Source organism: Anaerolinea thermophila UNI-1, from assembly GCF_000199675.1.
GTDB lineage: Bacteria > Chloroflexota > Anaerolineae > Anaerolineales > Anaerolineaceae > Anaerolinea > Anaerolinea thermophila.
This window is the reverse complement of the sequence record NC_014960.1, coordinates 3,182,729-3,204,575: the sequence shown is the minus strand read 5'-3', so window position 1 is coordinate 3,204,575 and position 21,847 is coordinate 3,182,729. Positions and strand designations below refer to the sequence as shown.

Sequence of the window (21,847 nt, the reverse complement as noted above, 5' to 3'; positions counted from 1 at the left end):
ATTTCTGGCGGAGAGGGTATGATGAGAAGCATGATGGCTCAATTACAAGATGAAGAAACTCTCTGGCAGGCGGTGATGGCGCGGGATGCCGCCTGGGATGGCAAATTTGTCTTTGCCGTGCGCTCGACCGGGGTGTACTGCCGTCCATCCTGCCCTGCGCGGCGACCGCGCCGCGAACAGGTGCGCTTCTTTGCCGCTCCCGCCGAAGCCCGCGCGGCAGGCTTCCGCCCGTGCAAGCGCTGTGCTCCCGATGAGCCCATCCCGCCCACACAAGCCTGGGTGCTGGAAGTATGCCGCCTGCTGGAAGAAGCTGGGCGTCCGCTCCCGTTGAACGAATTAAGCCGCGCGGTGGGCATCAGTCCGCATCATCTGACGCGGGAGTTCAAGGCTGCACTGGGCGTGACACCCCGGCAGTACGGCGAGGCTCTGCGGCGGCAGGCACTGCGTCAGGAATTGCGCGCGGGCGAGTCGGTTACGGCGGCGGTGTATGCCGCCGGGTATAACTCTGCGGCGCGCATGTATGCCAGCGGCGCGGCAACGCTGGGAACCACGCCAAATCATTACCGCATGGGAGGAATGGGAATGGACATCGCATATACACTGGTGGATAGCCCGCTGGGGCGTTTGCTGATAGCCGGTACCAGCCGGGGCATTTGTTTTCTGAGTATGGGCGATGAGGATGATCCTCTGCTGGAAGCCCTGCGCAGGGAATTCCCGCAGGCGCAGATTCGTCCAGCCGGGGAGGACATGCGTGCCTGGGTGAGCGAGGTGCTGGCATACCTGCGCGGTGAATTGCCGGATGTCAGCCACCTGCCGCTGGATGTGCGCGCTACGGCGTTCCAACTGCGCGTGTGGGAGGAACTGCGCCGCATCCCGCCGGGTGAGACGCGCACCTATGCGCAGGTTGCGGAGGCACTGGGCAATCCCAAAGCCGTGCGTGCCGTGGCGCGAGCCTGCGCCACCAATCCGGTCTCGCTGGTCACTCCCTGTCACCGCGTGGTGCGCACCGATGGCTCGCTGGCGGGCTACCGCTGGGGGGTGGGGCGCAAACGCCGTCTGCTGGAACAGGAAAAGCACCTGGCAGGATAAACATTTAGAGGTTTGAAATGACGCTGAAAAACTGGTTAATCTTTTTGGCTCTTGGCACAATCTGGGGGTCATCGTTTTTATGGATCAAAGTCGGCGTGGGCGAGATTGGTCCCTTCATGCTGGTGACATTGCGGGTGGTGGTGGCATTTACTGCGCTGGCGCTGGTAATTGCCCGCAAGCGCACCATCCTGCCAGACCTGCGCCGCACCTGGTGGATTTTTGCCGTGCTGGGGCTGTTCAATCTGGCAGTGCCGTTTGTGCTGATTTCCACCGCCGAGCAGAGTTTATCGTCCGGGCTGGCGGCAATCCTTAACGCCACCGTGCCGCTCTTCACCCTGGTCATTGCGCCCTTTTTCATCTCCGAAGAACGCATGACTCTGCCGCGTCTGGGCGGTCTGCTGGTGGGTTTTGCCGGCGTGGTGGTGCTGATGAGCGATGAACTGCGCGCAGGCGCAAACTGGGGCGACCTCAAAGGACAGGCGTTGATGTTGCTGGCAACTTTTTCTTACGGGGCGGCATCGGTTTTTGCCCGCCTGAAGACTCGCGGCATGCCGGTGGAAGTGCAGGCAGGCGGACAGGCGCTGTTTGCTTCGCTTGCCATGCTGGCAATCCTGCCGTTTGCCGAAAACCCGCTGGTCTTCCCGCGCCTGCCCATCACCTGGCTGGCGGTACTCTGGCTGGGCGTGCTGGGCACCTGCCTGGCAACGCTGATGTACTACTATTTGCTTCACGAAGTCGGTCCAACCCGCGCCACACTGGTCACCTATCTGTTCCCGCTGGTGGGGGTGGTGCTGGGGGCGGTCTTCCTTAGAGAGCGCCTGCAGGTATGGCATCTGCTGGGCGGAGCGATGATTCTTTCGGGGATTGTGCTGGTCAACCGCTACAAACCGCCCGCGGCAGTGGCGGTCACACCCGAAACCGCCCAGGCGGATTGAACAGGGCTTTCATCAATCTAATAAAGTTTTAGAGAGAGGCTATTTCTCACCTCTCCCTTTTCTTCAGATCCCGACGATCTGGAGCATAGATAAGTCATTCTAAATTGCCAGATCAAAAGGCAAATCGCTGATATCTCGGAGACGCCTGCCTTCAATCAGGGTTTGAAGCATGTCATGCTGATCCTCATTGTGAATTTCAAGGATGGCTTGTTGTAATTCAGGCAAAGCAAAGTGATAAACGCAATCGATATCACCAGTTCCCAAAGCCAGTGAAGCAATTCGGGTGGGCAAAGGTTCAGCCACTACGACCACAATATGGGGAGTGTTGCCTTTTCGTTGGCGAATGAGGTTGAGGGCTTCAGCCCGGGCGTTCTGGCTTCTGTCACTGCGCAAAGTCCATTTGCAGGAGATACTGGCATGTAAAATAGGCACGCTGGAGTTGGTTTTGCGCAAGGGGGTTAATCCAGCCAACCGGGAATCTTCAACAATAGTCATGGAGCGGTTAATTTCTTCATCGTTTAGTGGTTCGCGGGAGACAGTAATATCCGGTGTAATGAGATACTCTGTACCAAAAATACTCGAGAGGTCGCTATTTTTAATCGTTAACTTTTGTAACCTTGCCAGGTGTTCATACTGGTCAAACAATGAGATATTCATTCCCGTTTTGTAGAGCCATTTTCCGGGACGAATATGCTGAAGTTCCTGGAACGCTTTTTCGAGAAAATCGCGGGTTACATCTTCAAAACGACCACCTGCCGTTTGTCCGGGAAGAGACTGCTCTTGAGAGGTCTGGTATCCTATTTTCTCCAGAATGCGCCACGCAATTTCCCGGCTGGCTTTACTGGATTTATCCGCAAAATTTGGATATGCCGATTCACCCTGCTGGATGCGAACAATTTCCCGACAAATACGTTGATGATATTCCTGGCGAAGTTCCTCGAGCCACATAGTTATCCCTCTTTTGAAGGTTTGTAGAAGCCAATGACATATTCCTGGTGCATGCGTTGCTGGATTAGGGAGTCGTTTCCGTTGGTTTTGCTGGCAGGGAGCATGCGGCGATCTCGATCAAGGTTACGAATACCTATCGCAGGCACCTGGAAACCAATCTGCGTGCCGATTTCGGCTAAGCAATCGCCAATTCGGATATCTATGCCGCGAATGACTGATGTGCCCACTACAAGAATAGCCGCTCTTCCAGGACGTAACACACGATACATTTCAGTTAAGACAGTCTTCATCTCCCTGTAATAGCGCTGAACTGCCAGCATTTTCTTTTTGTCTTTTTGAACAAGTGTCATGAGAATTTCTTGCACAATTGGCGGGAACCTGGATTCTTCAATAGACTCCACCCAATCACTCCCAATATACTGCCGGCGGTTCTGGCTGAGTATTCCAAGTGGATACCCAAACCAGATAAGAGAAAACTTGTGCGCCCGCATATAATCAATTGCATTGGAAGCGTAAGGCGGTGAAGTGACAATCAAATCTATAGTATTCCTTGCAATTGGAAGATTCTGAGCGTCACCAGCCAGAACTATGGGCAAAGGATTTACCTCACTTTTTCCCAATTCACTGCGCAAATTGATACGAACACGTTTCTCAAACTCCGGGAGAACTGGACGCAGAGTTTTAGTCAGGATTTTCAGGCGCGCAGGCGAGAGGGTGTCGGGAATTTCTCGGAGGATTTCATTTCCCTGTTCGTCATAAACAATTTTTGCCCGGTGCGGGCGAGTATGCGCCAGATCCAATGCAAAAGAAACGCCGCCGCTTTTCGTGATAATCAAGGATGAGAATGCCACCTCAAAAAATAACCTCAGAACCGGTTCTTGAACGCGCTCTATCTCTTTTTTCAGATAAAAAAGGGGTTTGGAAACCGCTGGAGAAAACCAGTAAGAAATAAATTGACGAGTTTCTTCGTCGAAAGTGTGAGCAAATTCCGACTGAAAATCAGTTTCTTCTCTAATTTTCAACTGCTCTTCAACGTTTCGCAGGATTTTATGGAGGGATTGTAAAACCTGCTCTGTATTTAGTGGGTGAACTTTGGCATAGGATATTCTCAACGCAAGCGGATCAATATCCAACCCAATTGCCTGACGACCGGCTATACAGGCTTCCAGCAGGGCTGTTCCAGAACCAGCCATAGGGTCAAGGACAATTTCACCAGGTTGAGTCAGGTTTTCGATAAAAAGGCGGGGCAATTGCGGGGGAAATTTGGCAGGAAAGGAATGAATCAAATGTGTGGCATACCCACTGTTCTGCTCGTGAAAATCCAGATCACCCTCAAGAAGAGTCTTTAGCCGGTCGATGTAGGCTTGCTCAGACTCCCATACCATGGGCTGAGGGGGAGCAAAGGGTAATGCCAGTTGTTCCTTAATTTGGGATGTTTTTTTGGGAGACATCATAGTGTTAAGATTTTATCACGCAAGCGTGACCAAAATAATATCCATGGAAGATGAGAAGATATCTTACAGCAACGAGGGTGGGTCGATTTGCACCTGCCAGTCTCCCAGGGGCTTGCCGCGTAAAAGTGCCCCTGGCTCTGCGCCGCGCAGGATGATTTGCCAGCGGTACAGTCCGGCACGGTGGGCAAAGAAGCACGGTGTTGGTCCGCTCATCTCGATGGTTGAGCCGCTTTGCTCGATCCAGGCATGGATTTGATTTGCCATGCGGCGGGCTTCCTCACGGGCATGTGCCGGGTCGGCGTGGCGCAGTTCCAGACGCGCCAGCCGCACAAAAGGCGGATAGCCCAAACGGCGCCGCTCGCGCAGTTCGCGTTCCAGAAAAGCCTCGTAATCGTGCCGGCTGGCGGTCTGAATGGCATAATGCTCGGGGATATAGGTTTGCAGAATCACCCTGCCGCCCAGCGGACTGCGCCCGGCACGTCCCGCCACCTGAGTGAGCAGTTGGAAGCCGCGCTCGGCGGCGCGGTAGTCGGGCAGGGTCAAGCCGATATCTGCCAGAATCACCCCCACCAGAGTGACCAGCGGCAAATCCAACCCTTTGGCAATCATCTGCGTGCCGATGAGGATATCCGCCTCGTGGTGGCTGAAATGGCGCAGAAGCAGTTCGTGCGTGCCTTTCTGGCGGGTGGTCTCGGCATCCCAGCGCAGGACGCGCGCATGGGGAAAACGCGCCTTCACTTCGGCTTCCACGCGCTCGGTACCCAAGCCCACCTGACGGATGGCGCGGCTGGAGCATTGCGGGCAGGTAACAGGCATCTTGCGCGAATAGCCGCAGGTATGGCAGATGAGCGCGGCGGCATCGGCGTGGTACACCAGCGGCACCTCGCAACGCGGACAGCGCAGGGTAAAGCCGCACTCGCGGCAGAAGACGTGCGTGGCGCTCCCGCGGCGGTTAAGGAAAAGGATGGCTTGTTCCTGCTTTTCCAGCACTTCTTCCAGCGCGCTTTCCAGCGCGCGGGAGAAGATGGAACGGTTGCCCGCTTTGAGTTCCTGGCGCATGTCCACCACCTGCACGGGAGGCAGGTCAAGGTGGGCGCTTTCCCCCTCACCGGTCTTCAGCAGGGCAGGCTTGCCCAGCCGTTCCAATTGCTTCTGTACGGCCTGGCGGTGCGCCAGAATGCGCTCCGGCAGGTGCAGGATGCGCCACGCGGAACGCCGCGCCCGTTCCATGAGACTCACGTCCGGGGTAGCCGAGCCGAGCAAAATCAGGCTGTTGCTCAGGCGTGCCAGCATCAGCGCGGCTTCTACGGCATGATAGGCAGGCGGAATTTCATCCTGATAGAAGGACTCGTCGTGAAATTCATCCACCACAATCAACCCCAGCGCAGAGAGGGGGGTAAACAAAGCACTGCGCGCGCCCACAATGATGGGCAGTTGACCGGCGCGGGCGCGCCGCCAGGTATCGTAACGCTCACCTTGCGAGAGTTTGGAGTGAATGACACCCACCTGCCCCGGAAAGCGCGCCGCAAAACGCTGGACCATCTGCGGGGTGAGGGAAATTTCCGGCACCAGAATCAGGGCTTGCCTGCCCATCTTCAGGGTCTCTTCCACCGCCCGCAGGTAAATTTCCGTCTTGCCTGAACCGGTAATCCCGTAGAGGATATGCGGCGGAACGCCCTGCCCGTCCTGCACACGGCGCAGGGCAGTCTGCACCTCATCCCAGACGATTTGCTGTTCGCGGGTCAACTGCGGGGCTTCGCTCAGCGGGGGGATATCCATGCGCTCCAGCGGGTCGCGGATGACCTCGCCCACCAGCGAGCGAATCAAGCCGCGCTCTTCCAGAAACTTCAGGTCGGCGGTGGTGCCGCCACCCGCTTCGGTGAACAGCCAGGCGGGGGCAATGGGCTCGCGCTGAGATGCCAGCACCTTCAGCAGGGTCAGCCGGCGTTCCAGCGCCGCAGAACCCGCCCGACCCAGTTGAGAGCGGTGAGCGTCAATTTGTGCCGGGGGGATAGCAAGGGTGATCAGGCGTTCGCGGCGTGGTCCTACGGTGGGGGCAGGCAGGATGGGCTGGGCTGTCAGCCAGCCGCGCGCGGTCATGCGGCGGGCGGCGGGACGCCAGTCCACACCTTTGATGTGGGCATCAATCTGCGCGCCGCGCAGGGCACCGCGGTCTTTCAGCAAATCCACCAGACGCCGCTGGATGGGGGAAAGCGTTTCGAGAGGGGGCAGAGCCTCGGCACGCAGGGAGAGCAGGGTATCTGCCTGGCGGGACAAGCCGGGTGGAATCATCAGTGCGATGCAGACAGGGAGCGGCGCCAGATAGTGATTCGCAAGCCACTCCGCCAGTTGGCGCTGAGCCGCCGTCAGCACCGGCTGGGGGTCGAGCAAAGCGCCGATGGGGCGGGTTTCGCTCACCTGCGGGGTGGAGACATACCGCCACACCACGCCCTGCATCACCTGCCTGCCGAACGGCACCACCACCAGACTGCCCGGCTGGATACTGCCTTCCAGTTCGGCAGGCACGTGGTAATCGTACAGTTCGGGCAGGGTAGCCAGATTGACAGCAACCTGCACGTACGTGGTCATGCGAGAGATCTCCCCTCTGTAGTATATCACCCGTGCGGGTTTATACTGGCGAGAAGGGGATGAAAAAGCCCCCCTGTTTTCAGGGGGCTTGGAAAGGTTTACTCTACAACGCGGGTGTAGGTATTGAATTGCGGGGGATGTTCCAGGTGTTTCTTAACCGCGCACATGTTCGCCGAGCGCACCAGCGATTCGTGGTACTTCTCCGGGAAGGTGGGCGGAACCTGAATCTCCAGTTCAATAGTGCCGATTAAACCGGTGGTGAAATCACGGTAAGCCCGCTGGATGATGCGGATGCCATCAGTAGGCAAGCCGCGCTGACGGCAGAAGCCCAGTACGTAAATACCGGCGCAGGTGCCGATGGAAGCCAGGAAAACTTCAAAAGGTGCAGGGGCTGAACCATCCCCGCCGCCTATAGGGGGCTGGTCGGTCTTTACCGTAAACTGTCCGAAATGGGCGTCCACTTTGGCGCCGCCGGGAAAGTCAATGATCATTTCCATAAGAGTGTTTATTCTCCCATTTTCTGAGTGTTAAACCAGTGATTGGATGCGGGGCAGGGCAAAAGGTTACATGGAATATATATCAGTTAGCCTGTTATGAGGGCGCAGGATTTCTCTATCGTTGCGCTTGCACTGCGCCTCCGGTACAATGGAAACAGCCTTTTGCCTGGGAGATGAGGAAATGCACTCATCAAAGGTTGAGCCACGCACCGAGCGACTGCTGAACGTCCTGACCACCCTGGGCGTTCTGGCGGGAATGATTTTTGCGGTTGGAAACCGATTGATCTGGGCTTCTAACCCGCAGATGTGGGCGGGTTCGCTGGGATTCTTTGCCCTGTTATCTCTCATTCTGCTCATCCTGGTGGGGAAAGACCCGCTCCCGCGTACCGGGTTGGAAGGTGTCTTTGCCCTTGGGGCGCTTTCCTGGGCGCTTTCGCTGGCAATGTCGCGCCACATTCAACTGGGCTGGGAGCATCTTGCTCTCATGACAGGGTATGTCGTGTTGTTCTACGGCGCGCTGGTGCTTTTCCGCCGCGGGGTTTTGCATCAGCGGGTGGTGGATGGGCTTTTGCTGGTCAGCGGCTGGGTTGCCGCCATGGCTGTAGCAGAGATTTCCTGGCAGTACCAGGGTTTTTGGCAGGTGGTGGGCAATAACACCACGCTTCCCCCATTTCCCTACCGGCTGATGAGTATCATAGGGCATCCCAACCCGTTTATGGCGGTTATGAATCTTTACGCCCCTCTGGCGGCGTTGAATCTGCGCTTGGGTGGAACGGGGCGCCGTGTGGGAGCCATGCTCTGGCTTATCCTTTACGCGTTTTCTTTGCCTTTTTCCAGTTCACGAAGTGGGTGGTTAGGCGCTCTGGCAGTCTGGGGAGTCCTGATACTGCTTTGGGGCTGGGATGCGCGGATGAAATTATGGGCTCTCCTGCGTCGTTCCTGGAAGCGTATGGTGCTGGTTTCAGGAGTGTTGCTTGTTTTGGTAACAGGTGTGATTCTGGTGGGGGTGCCTTATTTCAGCGCTCATCCATCGCACGGCACCGGCACACTGACGCAATCGCGCACGGGAATTTGGAGGTATGTGCTTCAAATCTGGCAAGAGCATCCGCTGACGGGCGTGGGAGTGGGGAATTTTATGCCTGCCTATTTTGATGTGAGTCGTGATTTCCCGGGCGGTTTTCTGGCACCCCATGCCCATAACCTCTATTTACAGGTGCTGGTAGAGTTTGGCGTGATTGGGTTTGTGGTGTTTTTCGTCTTTTTGGGAAAATTGCTCTTTCAACTTGGAAAAGCCTGGTGGCAGACAGCGCCTGAATCACCTGTAAGGATTGAACGGGCAGTTGCCCTGGCTTCTCTGTGCTCTTTGCTGGCTCATGGCATTGGAGATGACATTTCCTTCTCACCGGTCATCATGGGGGGGATAACGCTCATTGTTGCCATGGCATGGGAAGAGAGAAACGGTCATCTGCCGCGCTTGCCCTTGCGCAGTGTCTGGCTGATCGTGCCTGTGATGCTTGTCCTTGGGCTGAGTGCCAGAGCCTGCTGGGTGGCGTTGCCTGCGGTACAAGCATCCCGGGCTTATGAACAGGGCGATTTCATTGCCGCGGCTGAAACTTATCAGGAAGTGTTACGGCGCAGTCCGCAGGATATCCTCTACCGCGCTCAGGCGGGCTTGGCAGAAGCATGGGCATGGCAAGCCAGCGGTGATGCGCGCTGGCTGGAACGCTCCCGCGAGCATCTGGAAAACGTGGTGGCACAAGAACCTGCGCCGGCGCCCTGGCATGCCGCGCTGGCGGGAGTGTACGTGGCTGAAGGAAACCTGGAACAAGCCTGGCAAGCCCTGCAGGAAGCGCGGGCGCGCGCCCGCAACGAACCTTCCTATGCCCTGTATGCCGGCTGGATTGCCGAGCAGTTGGGCTGGCAGGAACAGGCATTGACCGCCTACCGCGAGGGATTGCGCCTTGATCCGATACTGGCAGGCAGTCCTTTCTGGGAAGAAACCGCTCTGCGCCGTCAGGCGCGCGAAGGCACAGCGTTCATCCAGCCGCAACCTTACTGGCAGGAAGCACTTTCCGCGCTGGAAGCAGGGGACATCAGCGAGGCACGGCGGCGGATTGCCTTCAGCCGCTTTGCAGGTGAAAAAGGTTTCGCGCCTCAGGCGGTGGAGTGGCGGGTAGCCTTAGCCGCTGGCGAGGAAGATTGGGCATTGCGGGCGGCAAAAACCTTGCGCGATGGTTTGGAACGATATTTCTCAGGCTGGAGGGGATACAACCTGGCAGGATATCTCAACCGAGCGGTGTTTCCCGCGGATGTGCCGCCGAATTTTCTTGCGCTTTTCCCGCAGGATGGGCGTCTGGATGCGCTGGCATGGCTGAGGGAGCAGGAAACCCGCGCCGGCAACTGCGCCGATGCCCGCCGAACCTGGCAGGTGGAGCAGGCGCTTCGCCGCTACGGGAGTATTTCTGACTTGCCCGAAGCGCCGCCCTGCCCATAAGTCAACCGCTCTCACAAAAAGCACCCCGTTCCCTGGAATTGCCCCGGAAATGGGGTGTTTTTCTCTTTCCAGAAGGTAGAGACTGCTCTTTTCTCAATTCTGATAGTTTTTGCCAGAGTCGAAACCTTATATATAAAGCAGTTTGACCTTTCTTCTGCTTTGGGAAGAAAGTATATTGGTTATACAAAGTATGTACGGGCTGGAGGAAGAGAATGGCTGAGACGGGTGTGAAATTTTACGATTTGCCGCTGGAAGAACGCCGCCGCTGGGTTGCCGAGCAGGCGGGTATTCCGCTGAGCGAAGTGGAAATGCTCAGCGGACTGCCCGGTTTGACTCCCGAACAAGCCGACCACATGATTGAGAATGTCATCGGGGTGTACGGCTTGCCGCTGGGCATTGCCCGTTACTTCCGCGTCAATGGGCGGGATGTGCTTGTCCCCATGGCGCTGGAAGAGCCTTCGGTGGTTGCCAGCGCTTCGTTCATGGCAAAACTGGCACTGCAGGGCGGGGGCTTCTTTGCCACCGCCAGCGCGCCGGAGATGATCGGGCAGATGCAGGTGCTCGACCTGGACGACCCCGCCAGCGCCCGTCTCAAGATTCTGGAACACCGCCAGGAACTGCTGGACGAAGCCACTGCCGTTGATCCCGTGCTGGCAAAACTGGGCGGCGGAGCGCGCGATCTGGAAGTGCGCCTGATTGCCGACTCGCCCATCGGGGCGTATCTGGTGGTGCATCTGATTTATGACGTGCGCGATGCCATGGGCGCGAACGCCGTCAACACCGCCATGGAACGCCTGGCGCCAAAGGTGGAATACATCACCGGCGGACGGGTGCACCTGCGCATCCTCACCAACCTTGCCGAGCGGCGGGTGGCGCGGGCGCGCTGTACCATCCCTGTTTCTGCGCTGGCGTTTGAAGGATACACCGGCGAGCGCGTGCGCGACGGTATTATCGAAGCCTGGGCATTTGCCGCATCTGACCCGTACCGCGCCGCCACCCACAACAAGGGCATCATGAACGGCGTGGATGCGGTGGTGATTGCTACCGGCAACGACTGGCGCGCCGTGGAAGCCGGGGCGCATGCCTACGCCGCCCGTTTGGGGCGCTACACTTCATTGAGTACGTGGGGCAAAGACCGCGAGGGCAACCTGGTGGGAACGCTGGAAATGCCCATGGCGGTGGGCATTGTCGGCGGAGCTACGCGGGTGCATCCGGCGGCGCGCGCCGCCATCCAGTTGATGGGGGTAAAGAGCGCCTCAGAACTGGCGCAGATTATTGTTTCGGTAGGGCTGGCGCAAAACCTGGCGGCTCTGCGCGCGCTGGCAACCGAGGGCATTCAGCGCGGACACATGAGCCTGCACGCCCGCCAGGTGGCTATCGCTGCCGGGGCTGTCGGCGATTTGATTGAGAAAGTCGCCAGCCGCATGGTTGCGGAAAAAGTCGTGCGCATCGACCGCGCACAGGAAATCCTGAAAGAATTGACTGCATAAACTCTGGAGAGGATGGAAAGAACCTTATGAGCGGACGTGTGTTGAAATCAAACCGACCGGTGGGAATCATCGGCTATGGTGCGTATATCCCGCGCTACCGTCTGCCTGCCAGCGAAGTCTCGCGGGTGTGGGAAGGCGGCAAGGGCGGCGGTCCGGTGAAGGAAAAAGCCGTTGCCGGGCTGGATGAGGATGTCATTACCATGTCCATTGAAGCAGCGCGCAACGCGTTGGCGCGGGCGCAGATTGATCCTACCCTCTTGCGCGCGGTGTGGGTGGGTTCGGAATCGCACCCTTATGCCGTCAAGCCTACCGGCACGGTGGTGGCAGAAGCCATTGGCGCCGGTCCGTCCATTGAGGCGGCGGACTGGGAGTTTGCCTGCAAAGCTGGCACCGAGGCGCTGGTAGCGGCGCTCTCGCTGGTGGGTTCGGGCATGGGCGAGTACGCTTTGGCAATCGGCATGGATACGGCGCAGGGCAAGCCCGGCGATCAACTGGAGTACACGGCGGCATCCGGCGGCGCGGCGTACATCGTCGGTCCGGCGGAGAACGCCCTGGCGGTTTTCAACGGCTCGTATTCCTACGTTACCGATACGCCCGATTTCTGGCGGCGCGCCAATCAAAAGTACCCGGAGCATGGTCAGCGCTTTACCGGCGAACCGGCGTACTTCAAGCACATCACCGAGGCGGGAAAAGCCCTGATGGAAGAGATGGGCACGCGTCCGGAAGATTACCGCTTCGCCATTTTCCACCAGCCCAACACCAAGTTCCCTCAGCGTGCCGGGCAACTGCTGGGCTTCACCGATGAGCAGATTAAGACCGGTTTGCTCGCGCCCGTCATCGGCAATACCTATGCCGGGGCGGCGCTGGTGGGCTTGAGCGCCGTGCTGGACGTTGCCCAACCCGGCGACCGCATTCTGGTGGTGTCGTTCGGTTCGGGGGCTGGTTCGGACGCCTTCGACTGGGTGGTGACCGAGAAAATCGAGGCGCGGCGCAATCTGGCTCCCTCAACTGCCGATTACATCGCCCGCCGCACCGAGATTGATTACGCCACCTATGCCCGCTTCCGCGGCAAGATTGACATGGGGTAAGCCTATGAGCGACGTAGTCATCGCAGGTGTGGGACAAATTCCCGTGGGAGAGCACTGGGATGTTTCCCTGCGCTCGCAGGCCGTGCGCGCGGTGCTGGCAGCAATCAAGGACGCCGGCGGACTGAAGCCGCAAGCCATGTACATCGGCAACCTGCTGGCACCAACCGTTTCGCACCAGAGCAACCTTGGAGCGTTATTGCCCGACTGGAGCAACCTGACCGGTATTGAGGGCATCACCGTTGAAGCGGCGGGAGCATCGGGCGGCGGGGCGTTCCGCCTGGGTTACCTGGCGGTGGCATCGGGTTTTGTGGATACTGCCGTGGTGGTGGGCGTGGAGAAAATCACCGATGTGGTTGGTCCCGAACTGGAGCGCGCCATTGCCGAAAGCACCGACTACGACTACGAACTGGCGCAGGGCTTGACCCTGACCGCGCAGGCAGGGCTGGTGATGCAGTTGTACCTGCACCAGTACAAACCGCCGCGCGAAGCCTTTGCGGCGTTCCCGATGCTTGCCCATGAGAATGCCGTAGGCAATCCCTTTGCCATGTACCGCAAGCCCATCAGCCAGAAAGCCTACGACAGCGCGCCAATGGTCAGCGAGCCGGTCAACCTGATGGACATGGCACCCTACGCCGACGGCGCGGCGGCGGTGGTGCTGACCCGCCGGGACCTGGTGCCTGATTCCGTCAGCCACCCGCTGGTCAAGGTTTCGGGGTCGAGCGTTGCCAGCGATACGCTTGCCCTGCACGACCGCAGTGATCCGCTGGCGTTTGATGCGGCGCGCCTCTCTGTTGAGGGCGCCTGCCGGCAGGCGGGCATTCTGCCGCAGGATGTGGACTTCTTCGAGTTGACCGATGCCTTCTCCATCTACGCCGTGCTTTCGCTGGAAGCGGCAGGCTTTGCGCCGCGTGGCGAGGGCTGGAAACTGGGGTTGGACGGCACCCTGCGGCGTGACGGCAAACTGCCTATCCTTACCATGGGCGGGTTCAAGGCGCGCGGCAATCCGCTGGGCGCGGCGGGGGTGTACCAGATTGTGGAAGCCGCCCTGCAGTTGCGCGGCGAGGCGGGGAGCAATCAAATTCCCAATGCACGGCGCGCGCTGGTGCAGAATCTGGGCGGTCCGGCTTCCACGGCGGTAGCCCACGTGCTGGAGCGCGTCAACGGCTGAAAGTTGATAGGTTTTGATAGGATTTTGGACGACAATGATAGCCAGTGAGAGCGTCCAATCCGTATAGTGAGGGTTGAATTTCGTGTAAAGCAACAGGCTTACTGGTCTGAAAGAAAAGGAGTAACAAGATGGAAAATCCACGCCATTGGAGAATTCGCAAACAGCGCTATGCTTTGGTGGGCGAGGTCTGCCCGCACTGCGAAGTCAAAATCTTCCCCCCGCGGGATGTCTGCCCGAACTGCGGCGGCGAAGCCAAGACGCAGTTCGCTTTTAGCGGCAAAGGCACGGTGTTTTCTTTTACCGTCATGAACGATGCGCCGGCAGGCTATGAGAAGAACCTTCCCTACGCGGTGGCGCTGGTCAAACTGGAAGAAGGTCCCATTGTGACTGCGCAGTTGACCGACCTGGGCGATCAGCCGGTGGAGATTGGCATGCCGGTGGAGATGGTCACCCGCCGTATTCGCGATGACGGCGACGAGAAGGGCATCATCGTATACGGCTACAAGTTCCGCCCGGCGTTTGCCAGCCAGCACTAAACGGTTTTGACGAGACAGCCAGAGCGCCTTCCCGATGGGGAAGGCGCTTTTTATTGGGGCAGGGGGAATGGTTCGGGTAGAGGACATGGATGGAGTTTGCCGGGAAGTTTGTAAGGCTTTGGAGAGAGTAAATTAAATTCCACTCTATCATGTTTGTTTTACACAACCTCAGAGTTGGGCTGTGTTTTTATCATCCCCTTCCAGTACTGAAAGTCAGCACTTCTTTGTAACAGAGGGTGCTTGTGAAGGGCGGATTCAAGGCAATTTCCAGGGTGCTGATCATCCAAGGCGAAGGGAAGGTAGCACATTTGAACCCAATTTTCAGGGCATCATTGAAGCCACCGATGGTTCTGTCATCTTCTTCAACTATATGGGATATGGGTGTGCTTATCATGTCGGTCGCTGCCAAACTGGGGTATACTCTACTCGTCGTTTCATGATTTCAGCATGGGAGAGTTTTTATGAGCGTCAATGAACAGCCATTCCACGTTACTATACAAAATTTGACACCCGTTTTTATTGTCTATGTGTCTTGCCAGTTACAACAAGCAACCGGGAATTTTAGCGAACAAATTCGGGACGGCTTTCAACGCATAAAAGACTGGGCTCAACAACGTGGCTACAATCCTTCAGCCCTGAAAGTAATTGGCATCCCACGTACCAACGGCGCTCAATTAGTCGGTTATGAGTGTGCATTAGAACTTCCTGAATTTATTTCTCAGGACATACAAGACATCCAAACAAAACTATTGCCAGGTGGGCGTTATATCATCCTATCCCTTGAGAAGGACTCAAACACAATAGGAGAGACTATTGGACGTTTCTTTGCGGAGTATATGCCACAGCATCAACTGATTGTAGACCCGCAACGCCCCACTTATGAGATCTATTACGAACAAACTATGGACTTTTGTGTTCCCCTTCGATAGGGGAGAAATCGAGTTTGAAGGGCGATAGAGTTTTCGACAACTTTGCATTATAAACAGCCGCCCAACCCGCGCTTGTACCTCGAGAGGCTTCACCTCACTGCGCTTCTCGGTTTATAAGTGAAGCGCAACCTGCATTCCCGCTTCACACCCTTTCACCTGCTCCCCCAATGGGGAGCAGGTTTTTACATCTGTGTTTTATAATACAGGCTTGCGCAGGGCGCGCGCAGAGCCCCTGCCGAAAGGCTGTGAGAGGTTCCCGCAGTCTTCAACGATGCACACGCTACAGAAAGGAAAGAAGCCGTGAAAGACCAGCATTACAAGTGGTACATCCTGACTCTGACCGTGTTGACGAGCATGATCGTCGTTGCCATCCCTCAGATGGGGGTTTCGGTGCTGGCGAAGGAAATCTCCGATTCCCTGGGGCTGAGCCTGGTGCAGGTGGGTGTCATCTGGGGGGTAGGCGCACTGCCGGGCATCCTCACCAGTCTGCTGGGGGGCATGATTGGCGACAAAATTGGTCCCAAGCGCGTGCTGGCAGTGGGGGCGTTTCTGGGCGGCTTGCTGGGCTTGACGCGCGGCTTCGCTCAGGATTTTGCCACCCTCGCCGTCCTCACCGTCCTGCTGGGGGCTGTCCTGCCCATGGTGCTGATGAACAGCATCAAGGTGCTGGGGTTGTGGTTTCCGCCACATCAGTTGGGGATGGCAAACGGCATGCAAGCCATGAGCATGGCAATGGGCTTCATGCTCGGATCGCTCTTCAGTGCCACCACGTTATCACCTCTGCTGGGCGGCTGGCGCAATGTGCTGATCGTCTATGGGGTGGCGGGGACACTGCTGGGCATCCCCTGGCTTTTCACCCGCATCAGCCCGCGCGAACGCGAATCGGCAGGAAGGTCGTTCTCTGTTCTGCACTCGCTGAGGCATGTGGCAGGCTTGAAAAACATCTGGCTGTTGGGCTTTGCCCTGTTCGGCATCAGCGGAGCCATTCAGGGCGCGCTGGGCTACCTGCCGCTCTACCTGCGCAATCTGGGATGGGAGCCCCTGCAAGCCGATGGCGTGCTGACCGCCTTCCACACTGTCAGTATGCTGTTTGTGCTTCCCATTTCTCTCTGGTCTGACCGTTTGGGATCGCGCAAACGGCTTTTACTGGTTGCCAGTTTGATGATTGCTTCCGGCTTTGCCCTGCTGAGTTTTGTCCGCGGGGGCATCATCTGGGCGGCGGTCATGCTTTCGGGCTCGGTGCGCGATGCCTTCATGGCAATGTTCATGACCAAGGTCATTGAAACCGATGGCGTCGGTCCGGTGTACGCCGGTACGGCAACGGGCTTTGCCATTGCCATTGCCAACATCGGCAACCTGCTGGCGCCGCCTCTGGGCAACAGCCTGGCAGAGATTTATCCCTCAGCGCCCTTTGCCTTCTGGTCGGGCTTGTGTGTTTTGGGCTTCCTCTGCCTGCTGGGAATTGCCGAAAAAAGGCGCGAGAGGCAAGAATCTGGACTATCTTGAAGACAGAATCTCGCAGGAATTGCGCGCCTTCCCAAACAGAAGGCGCGTTTTGTTTTGAGGTGGGAAAAAACAGGCTATGGGCGATACATGTATAATGAGAAAAACTCTGCAGGTGCCATGTCTTGCCCGTTGAGCAAGGCTGGCGACCGGTTTGCACAGGATTTCGTCCCATGAATGACTATGTCCTCATTGCCGCGGCGCTTCTTTTGCTTTTCAGTGTGCTCATCAGCAAAATCTCGGACCGTTTTGGAGTGCCTACCCTGCTGTTGTTTTTGATTCTGGGCATGCTGGCAGGCTCGGATGGTCCCGGGGGTATTTACTTTGATAACCCCGCTCAGGCGCAGTTTATCGGAGTGATTGCCCTGGTGCTAATTCTGTTCTCCGGCGGGCTGGATACGGAATGGCGGCACATTCAACCGGTGCTGAAAGAGGGCTTGCTCTTGTCCACCCTGGGGGTGCTGATCACCGCTGGAGTGGCAGGGCTCTGCGCCCATCTTCTGCTGGACTTATCGCTCACCGAGGGGTTGCTGTTCGGAGCGATTGTCTCTTCCACCGACGCGGCGGCAGTGTTCTCGGTGTTGCGCTCCAGGGGCATTCATCTCCAGGGGAAGCTCAAGCCCCTGCTGGAACTGGAATCGGGAAGCAACGATCCCATGGCGGTCTTCCTCACCCTGGGCTTGATTCAATGGCTCACCCAGCCCAACCCGTCTGTGGGGCAAATGGTGGGTCTGTTCATCCAGCAGATGCTCATCGGGGCTGTGCTGGGATTGGGCATGGGCAGGGTGATGCTCTTTCTCATCAACCGTTTGAAGTTGGGCTACGAAGGGTTGTATCCGGTGCTGACACTCTCCCTGGTTTTTCTGACTTACGGGGTGACGGCGGTGCTGGGCGGCAGTGGTTTCCTTGCCGTATACATGGCAGGAATTGTGCTGGGGCATTACGATTTCATTCACAAGCGCAGTCTCTTGCGCTTTCACGATGGGCTGGCGTGGCTGATGCAGATTGCCATGTTCCTCACGCTGGGATTGCTGGTTTTCCCTTCGCGGCTCCTGCCCATTGTGGGGGGGGGGTGCTCTGCGCCGCCGCTTTGATTTTGCTTGCCCGTCCGCTCAGTGTGTTTGTCAGTTTGCTGTTCAGTTCGTTGAATCTGCGGGAGAAAACCTTTGTCTCCTGGGTGGGCTTGCGTGGGGCTGTTCCCATTGTGCTGGCAACTTTCCCTTTGCTTGCCGGGGTTTCGCACGCCGATTTGATGTTCAACGTCATCTTCTTTGTGGTGCTGACCTCGGTCCTGTTGCAGGGTACCACCATTCCCATCATGGCGCGCTGGCTGAAGGTAGATGCACCGGAAACGCCCCGGCGGGTTTATCCCATTGAGTACACTCCGGTTGGCGGCTTCAAGAGCGAGTTAAAGGAATTGACTCTCTCGCCAGAGTCGCCAGCGGTGGGCAAAGCCATTGTCGAATTAGGACTTCCCGATGAGTTTCTCATCATCCTCATTGCCCGCGAGAAGGATTTCATTCTTCCCAGCGGGGGTACGGTGCTTCAGGGGGGCGATACGCTGCTGGTGTTGGCGGATAAAGCCTCTTTTGAAGCCGTGCAGGCAAAAATTTGCCCCCGTTGAAGAGCCGCTAATTCAGCGAAATTTCCCTGAATTTCATCCTTGACTTTAACGAACATTTGTTCTATACTGAGTTTGCTATAGAACAAATTTTCTGTTATTTGCATTTGTTTGCCAGAGTAAGGAGGATAACCCATGAACAGCAACAGTCGTGCCATGAGTGCACAACTTCGCTCAGCCATCTCGCGTGCCAATCCGAGCGTGGTGTTCCTGGTGATGATTTTGGGGGCGCTGCTTGCCTTCGAAATTTTCAACTACAGCACCACCGACCATGCGCTGAGAGACCTGCTGGGCGACTTAAAGTTTGGCGGGATGTACTGGTCCACCATCCTCGCTATAGCCTTCTGCGGAATTGACTTTGCCGGTATTGCCCGCCTGTTCACTCCGGAGCAGGGAGAAAACGAACCTCGAGAAATCTGGTACCTCTTCGGCGCATGGCTGCTGGCGGCAACCATGAACGCCATCCTCACCTGGTGGGGCGTTTCCATGGCAATCACCAATCACAAGGTGCAGAGCGCTGCTGTCATTAACCCCAAGACGCTTGCCACGGTAGTACCGGTCTTTGTTGCCATCATGGTCTGGGTCATCCGGGTGTTGATCATCGGTACGCTCTCGGTAGCGCTGGATCGGGTCATCCACGGCGAAACCAGCCGTTCGCGCTCATGGCGGAACACTGCGGCAACCCCGGCTGGACTGCCCACCCCTGCACCTTTGCCTACGGCTCCGTCTTTTGCTCCCCGTCCGGCACCCACCCCTGCCCTCAATCGCAGTACGACCGCCTCGCGCACCTCGTCAGGCGCTTCCTTTGGAGCCTCTGCACCCTCTGAACCTGCGCCCATCCCCGAGCCTACTTACCACAGCCTTTCGATGAGCGGCCGAACCACCAGTGCTACGCCGGTGGGCAGTCGTCCCGCATCCACCCCTACCCGTCGGTTATAATGGCCGGGATGAAAAACTGAATATGGATCTAACTCAGTGACGCGCCTTCGGGCGCGTCGCCGCTTTTCTCGGGAAGTTTGAGCGGCAAGTGGATGATGAAGGTCGTCCCTTTTCCCACCACTGAGGTAACGTCAATTTTGCCCCCGTGTACCTGCACAATCCAGTAGGCAATAGACAGCCCCAGCCCAAAACCGCTTGCCTGCCCCTGACTGCGGGTGCGCGACTTTTCTCCGCGGTAAAAACGCTCGAAGATATACGGCAGGTCTTCTTCGGGAATGCCGGGGCCGGTATCGCTGACGGTGATGCGGGCGTAGCCATCGGTTTGGGTCAGTCCCAGCGTCACCACCCCACCCGCCGGGGTGTACTGCACGGCATTACCGACGATATTGAGCAGCACCTGCTTCAGGCGGTCGCGGTCGCCAATCAGGGAGACCTGTTCGAGGGTGACAATTTCCAGATGCACCTTTTCCCCTGCCAGGGTGCGCATCTGCTGGAACACTTCCAGCAGAATGGTATCCATCTCCACCGGTTTCAAATCCAGCGGCAGACGCCCCGATTCTGCCTGTGCCAGCAAAAGCAGGTTGCCCACCAGGCGGGAAAGGCGGTCCACCTCAGATTCAATGCTCTGCAGGGATTCTTCGTCCCCGCATTTCATCTTGCGCATCAGGCTCACCTCGCCCTTGATGACGGTGAGCGGGGTGCGCAGTTCGTGACTCACGTCAGCGATGAAGCGCCTCTGGGTGGTGAAGAGGCTTTCCAGACGGCTGAGCGTCTGGTTAAAGGCTTGAATCAGGCGTCCCACCTCGTCATCGCTGTTGGGCGGTGTGGGGATGCGCCGTGAGAGGTCATCGGCGCGGGTGATGGTGGTAGCTACCTCGGTAACCATCTCCAGTGGTTGCAGGGTGCGTTGCACGGCAACCGAAGCCAGCAACGCCGCCAGGACAATCGAAATCAGCGCCAGGAAGAAGAGGATGGATGCCAGGGTGGAACGCACCGCATCCACCAGCGCCAGGCTCAAGCCAACCTGCAAAATGCCCACTGCCCCGCGGCGGGTAACCAGCGGCACAGTGAGGACGCGCATGTGCTGTTCATTGCTGAAAGCCGCGCTGAACATTGTCCTGCCCGACTGCCGCGCCGCGGGGTCGAGCGGTTGTGTCCAGGTGCGCGGACGGGCAAATTGCAAACGGCGGTTGTTGTCCCAGACCTGAATGACCAGCGTGCCTTCCGCCGGTTCAAAGGATTCCAGCCAGCGCCGGTCGAACTGTCCCATGGTGTTGACCCCCAACCCCTCAACCAGGCGGGAGGCTTCGCGCGCCAGCAGGCTATCAATCTGTTCGGTTAAAACAATGCTCACCAGTCCGTAGACCAGCGAGCCAAAGATGAACAGCGTGCCCCCCAGCACCAGGGTGAAGAGGAGGGCGAGGCGGGAACGCAGCGACATCAGGGGGTTTCTCTCAGCACGTATCCTACCCCGCGCACGGTATGGAGCAGGCGGGGCTCTCCATCGCTTTCCAGTTTTTGCCGCAGGTAGCGGATGTACACATCCAGCACGTTGCTCTCCCCGCCGAAGTCATAGCCCCACACGCGGTCGAAAATCATCTCGCGGGTGAGCACCTGGCGTGGATGCCGCAGGAAGAGTTCCAGCAGGTCGTATTCCTTGGCGGTTAAGGGAATGGTGCGGTTGCCACGAGTGGCTTGCCGGGTAGAGGTATCGAGGGTCAGGTCGGCAAACGAAAGCACGGGAGCGCGTTCCATCTGGGTGCGGCGCAGGAGGGCGCGGATGCGTGCCAGCAGTTCTTCCAGTTCGAAAGGTTTGGTCATGTAATCATCGGCGCCGGCATCCAGCCCCTGAACGCGATCCTGCAGGGTGTCCTTGGCTGTCAGCATCAGGATGGGAGCGTTGCAGAGGGTGCGCAGGCGCTGGCAGACTTCCAGCCCGTCCATGCCGGGGAGCATCCAGTCCAGGATGATCAGGTCGGGGCGATGCTCGCGCGCTAATTGCAGACCGGTTTCCCCCTCCAGCGCACTTTCTACCAGATATCCTTCGTAGGTCAAAGCGCGCTTCAGAACGCGAACGATTCCTTCATCGTCTTCAATGATTAAAATGCGTTCTTTCATATGCCCCTCCTCTGAAAATTAATATACCATGATTCAGGCGTGGAAAGTATGCTTTGGGCAGGAATGTCTCTGCCGGAAGCCCGGTTTCCTGCCGAAAGAGGGGCGGCGGCATGGGTGGATGCCGCCGCCAGGGAGAAGGGAAAAGGAGGGGATGATGGAAATTGGGGGTTTAAGCCGACTGACCCGTCCAGGCGGAGACCAGTTGCAGGGCTTCGCCGGCGTATTCTGCCGGTACGCGCACCTCAAAGCGTCCGTCGGGCAGACGTTTCATCTCCTTTGCCAGGCGGGCAGGCAAATGGGCACACTTCAGGCGCTCGCAGATATCCACTGCCAGCGCCAGGACGACGGTGCGGAAGACCGCAGTATCTGCAGGTTCATTGCCAGAGGGTGAGGGATAACTCATAGGGGATACCTCCGTTCAAAAGGATGGCAGTCTGAACAACCTTCTG

General features: G+C 57.7%; 19 protein-coding genes. 12 read left to right on the top strand and 7 right to left on the bottom strand.

Annotation, left to right across the window (positions count from 1 at the left end; all coding sequences use genetic code 11):
* Nucleotides 1-18 precede the first annotated feature (18 nt).
* Both ada and ANT_RS14400 read left to right on the top strand, forming a co-directional pair.
* Nucleotides 19-1,089 carry a bifunctional DNA-binding transcriptional regulator/O6-methylguanine-DNA methyltransferase Ada gene (ada, locus tag ANT_RS14405; protein WP_013561261.1) on the top strand — a complete coding sequence of 357 codons (1,071 nt, stop codon included), beginning with the start codon at nucleotides 19-21 and terminating at the stop codon, nucleotides 1,087-1,089.
* A 17-nt stretch (nucleotides 1,090-1,106) separates the two neighbouring features.
* Complete coding sequence (locus tag ANT_RS14400) at nucleotides 1,107-2,024, top strand: DMT family transporter (RefSeq protein WP_013561260.1); 918 nt, start codon at nucleotides 1,107-1,109, stop codon at nucleotides 2,022-2,024.
* A gap of 99 nt (nucleotides 2,025-2,123) precedes the next feature.
* Here ANT_RS14400 and ANT_RS14395 read toward each other — a convergent pair whose 3' ends face one another.
* From ANT_RS14395 to ANT_RS14380, 4 genes are all read right to left on the bottom strand, one after another.
* Entirely contained in the window at nucleotides 2,124-2,972 is an 849-nt protein-coding gene (locus tag ANT_RS14395) for an NgoMIV family type II restriction endonuclease (protein ID WP_013561259.1), read from the bottom strand.
* A 2-nt stretch (nucleotides 2,973-2,974) separates the two neighbouring features.
* Entirely contained in the window at nucleotides 2,975-4,357 is a 1,383-nt protein-coding gene (locus ANT_RS14390; RefSeq protein ID WP_041455075.1) for a TRM11 family SAM-dependent methyltransferase, read from the bottom strand.
* A 132-nt stretch (nucleotides 4,358-4,489) separates the two neighbouring features.
* A complete protein-coding gene (gene priA / locus ANT_RS14385; protein ID WP_013561257.1) occupies nucleotides 4,490-7,015 on the bottom strand; it encodes a replication restart helicase PriA in 2,526 nt (841 codons plus the stop codon).
* A 98-nt stretch (nucleotides 7,016-7,113) separates the two neighbouring features.
* Entirely contained in the window at nucleotides 7,114-7,512 is a 399-nt protein-coding gene (locus tag ANT_RS14380) for an OsmC family protein (RefSeq protein ID WP_013561256.1), read from the bottom strand.
* A gap of 181 nt (nucleotides 7,513-7,693) precedes the next feature.
* Here ANT_RS14380 and ANT_RS14375 point away from each other — a divergent pair, with 181 nt between their 5' ends.
* The 10 genes from ANT_RS14375 to ANT_RS14330 all read left to right on the top strand — a co-directional run bounded on the left by ANT_RS14375 (nucleotide 7,694) and on the right by ANT_RS14330 (nucleotide 19,280).
* The gene (locus tag ANT_RS14375) at nucleotides 7,694-10,006 is read left to right on the top strand and encodes an O-antigen ligase family protein (RefSeq protein ID WP_013561255.1); all 2,313 of its coding nucleotides are present in this window, start codon (nucleotides 7,694-7,696) and stop codon (nucleotides 10,004-10,006) included.
* Nucleotides 10,007-10,218: 212 nt separating this feature from the next.
* A complete protein-coding gene (locus ANT_RS14370) occupies nucleotides 10,219-11,496 on the top strand; it encodes a hydroxymethylglutaryl-CoA reductase, degradative (protein WP_013561253.1) in 1,278 nt (425 codons plus the stop codon).
* A gap of 26 nt (nucleotides 11,497-11,522) precedes the next feature.
* On the top strand, nucleotides 11,523-12,584 hold the full coding sequence (locus tag ANT_RS14365; RefSeq protein ID WP_013561252.1) for a hydroxymethylglutaryl-CoA synthase: 1,062 nt from the start codon (nucleotides 11,523-11,525) through the stop codon (nucleotides 12,582-12,584).
* 4 nt (nucleotides 12,585-12,588) lie between these two features.
* Nucleotides 12,589-13,752 (top strand): thiolase C-terminal domain-containing protein, encoded by a 1,164-nt coding sequence (locus ANT_RS14360; protein ID WP_013561251.1) that lies wholly within the window; start codon nucleotides 12,589-12,591, stop codon nucleotides 13,750-13,752.
* 128 nt (nucleotides 13,753-13,880) lie between these two features.
* Nucleotides 13,881-14,288, top strand: a complete 408-nt coding sequence (locus ANT_RS14355) for a Zn-ribbon domain-containing OB-fold protein (protein WP_013561250.1) — start codon at nucleotides 13,881-13,883, stop codon at nucleotides 14,286-14,288.
* A 461-nt stretch (nucleotides 14,289-14,749) separates the two neighbouring features.
* Nucleotides 14,750-15,217: a GyrI-like domain-containing protein gene (locus ANT_RS14345; RefSeq protein WP_013561249.1), complete on the top strand. Its 468-nt coding sequence runs from the start codon at nucleotides 14,750-14,752 to the stop codon at nucleotides 15,215-15,217.
* 300 nt (nucleotides 15,218-15,517) lie between these two features.
* Entirely contained in the window at nucleotides 15,518-16,723 is a 1,206-nt protein-coding gene (locus ANT_RS14340; protein ID WP_013561248.1) for an MFS transporter, read from the top strand.
* A gap of 170 nt (nucleotides 16,724-16,893) precedes the next feature.
* A complete protein-coding gene (locus ANT_RS17755; protein ID WP_013561247.1) occupies nucleotides 16,894-17,814 on the top strand; it encodes a potassium/proton antiporter in 921 nt (306 codons plus the stop codon).
* Nucleotides 17,793-18,344 carry a TrkA C-terminal domain-containing protein gene (locus tag ANT_RS18035; RefSeq protein ID WP_013561246.1) on the top strand — a complete coding sequence of 184 codons (552 nt, stop codon included), beginning with the start codon at nucleotides 17,793-17,795 and terminating at the stop codon, nucleotides 18,342-18,344. Before ANT_RS17755 ends, ANT_RS18035 begins: the two co-directional genes overlap by 22 nt.
* Nucleotides 18,345-18,476: 132 nt before the next feature.
* Complete coding sequence (locus ANT_RS14330) at nucleotides 18,477-19,280, top strand: hypothetical protein (RefSeq protein WP_013561245.1); 804 nt, start codon at nucleotides 18,477-18,479, stop codon at nucleotides 19,278-19,280.
* A 28-nt stretch (nucleotides 19,281-19,308) separates the two neighbouring features.
* On the opposite strand, the gene ANT_RS14325 is transcribed toward ANT_RS14330, so the two are convergent.
* The 3 genes from ANT_RS14325 to ANT_RS14315 all read right to left on the bottom strand — a co-directional run bounded on the left by ANT_RS14325 (nucleotide 19,309) and on the right by ANT_RS14315 (nucleotide 21,801).
* Entirely contained in the window at nucleotides 19,309-20,721 is a 1,413-nt protein-coding gene (locus tag ANT_RS14325; RefSeq protein WP_013561244.1) for a sensor histidine kinase, read from the bottom strand.
* Entirely contained in the window at nucleotides 20,721-21,398 is a 678-nt protein-coding gene (locus ANT_RS14320) for a response regulator transcription factor (protein WP_013561243.1), read from the bottom strand. Before ANT_RS14320 ends, ANT_RS14325 begins: the two co-directional genes overlap by 1 nt.
* A gap of 169 nt (nucleotides 21,399-21,567) precedes the next feature.
* Nucleotides 21,568-21,801 (bottom strand): hypothetical protein, encoded by a 234-nt coding sequence (locus ANT_RS14315; protein WP_013561242.1) that lies wholly within the window; start codon nucleotides 21,799-21,801, stop codon nucleotides 21,568-21,570.
* Nucleotides 21,802-21,847: the final 46 nt, after the last annotated feature.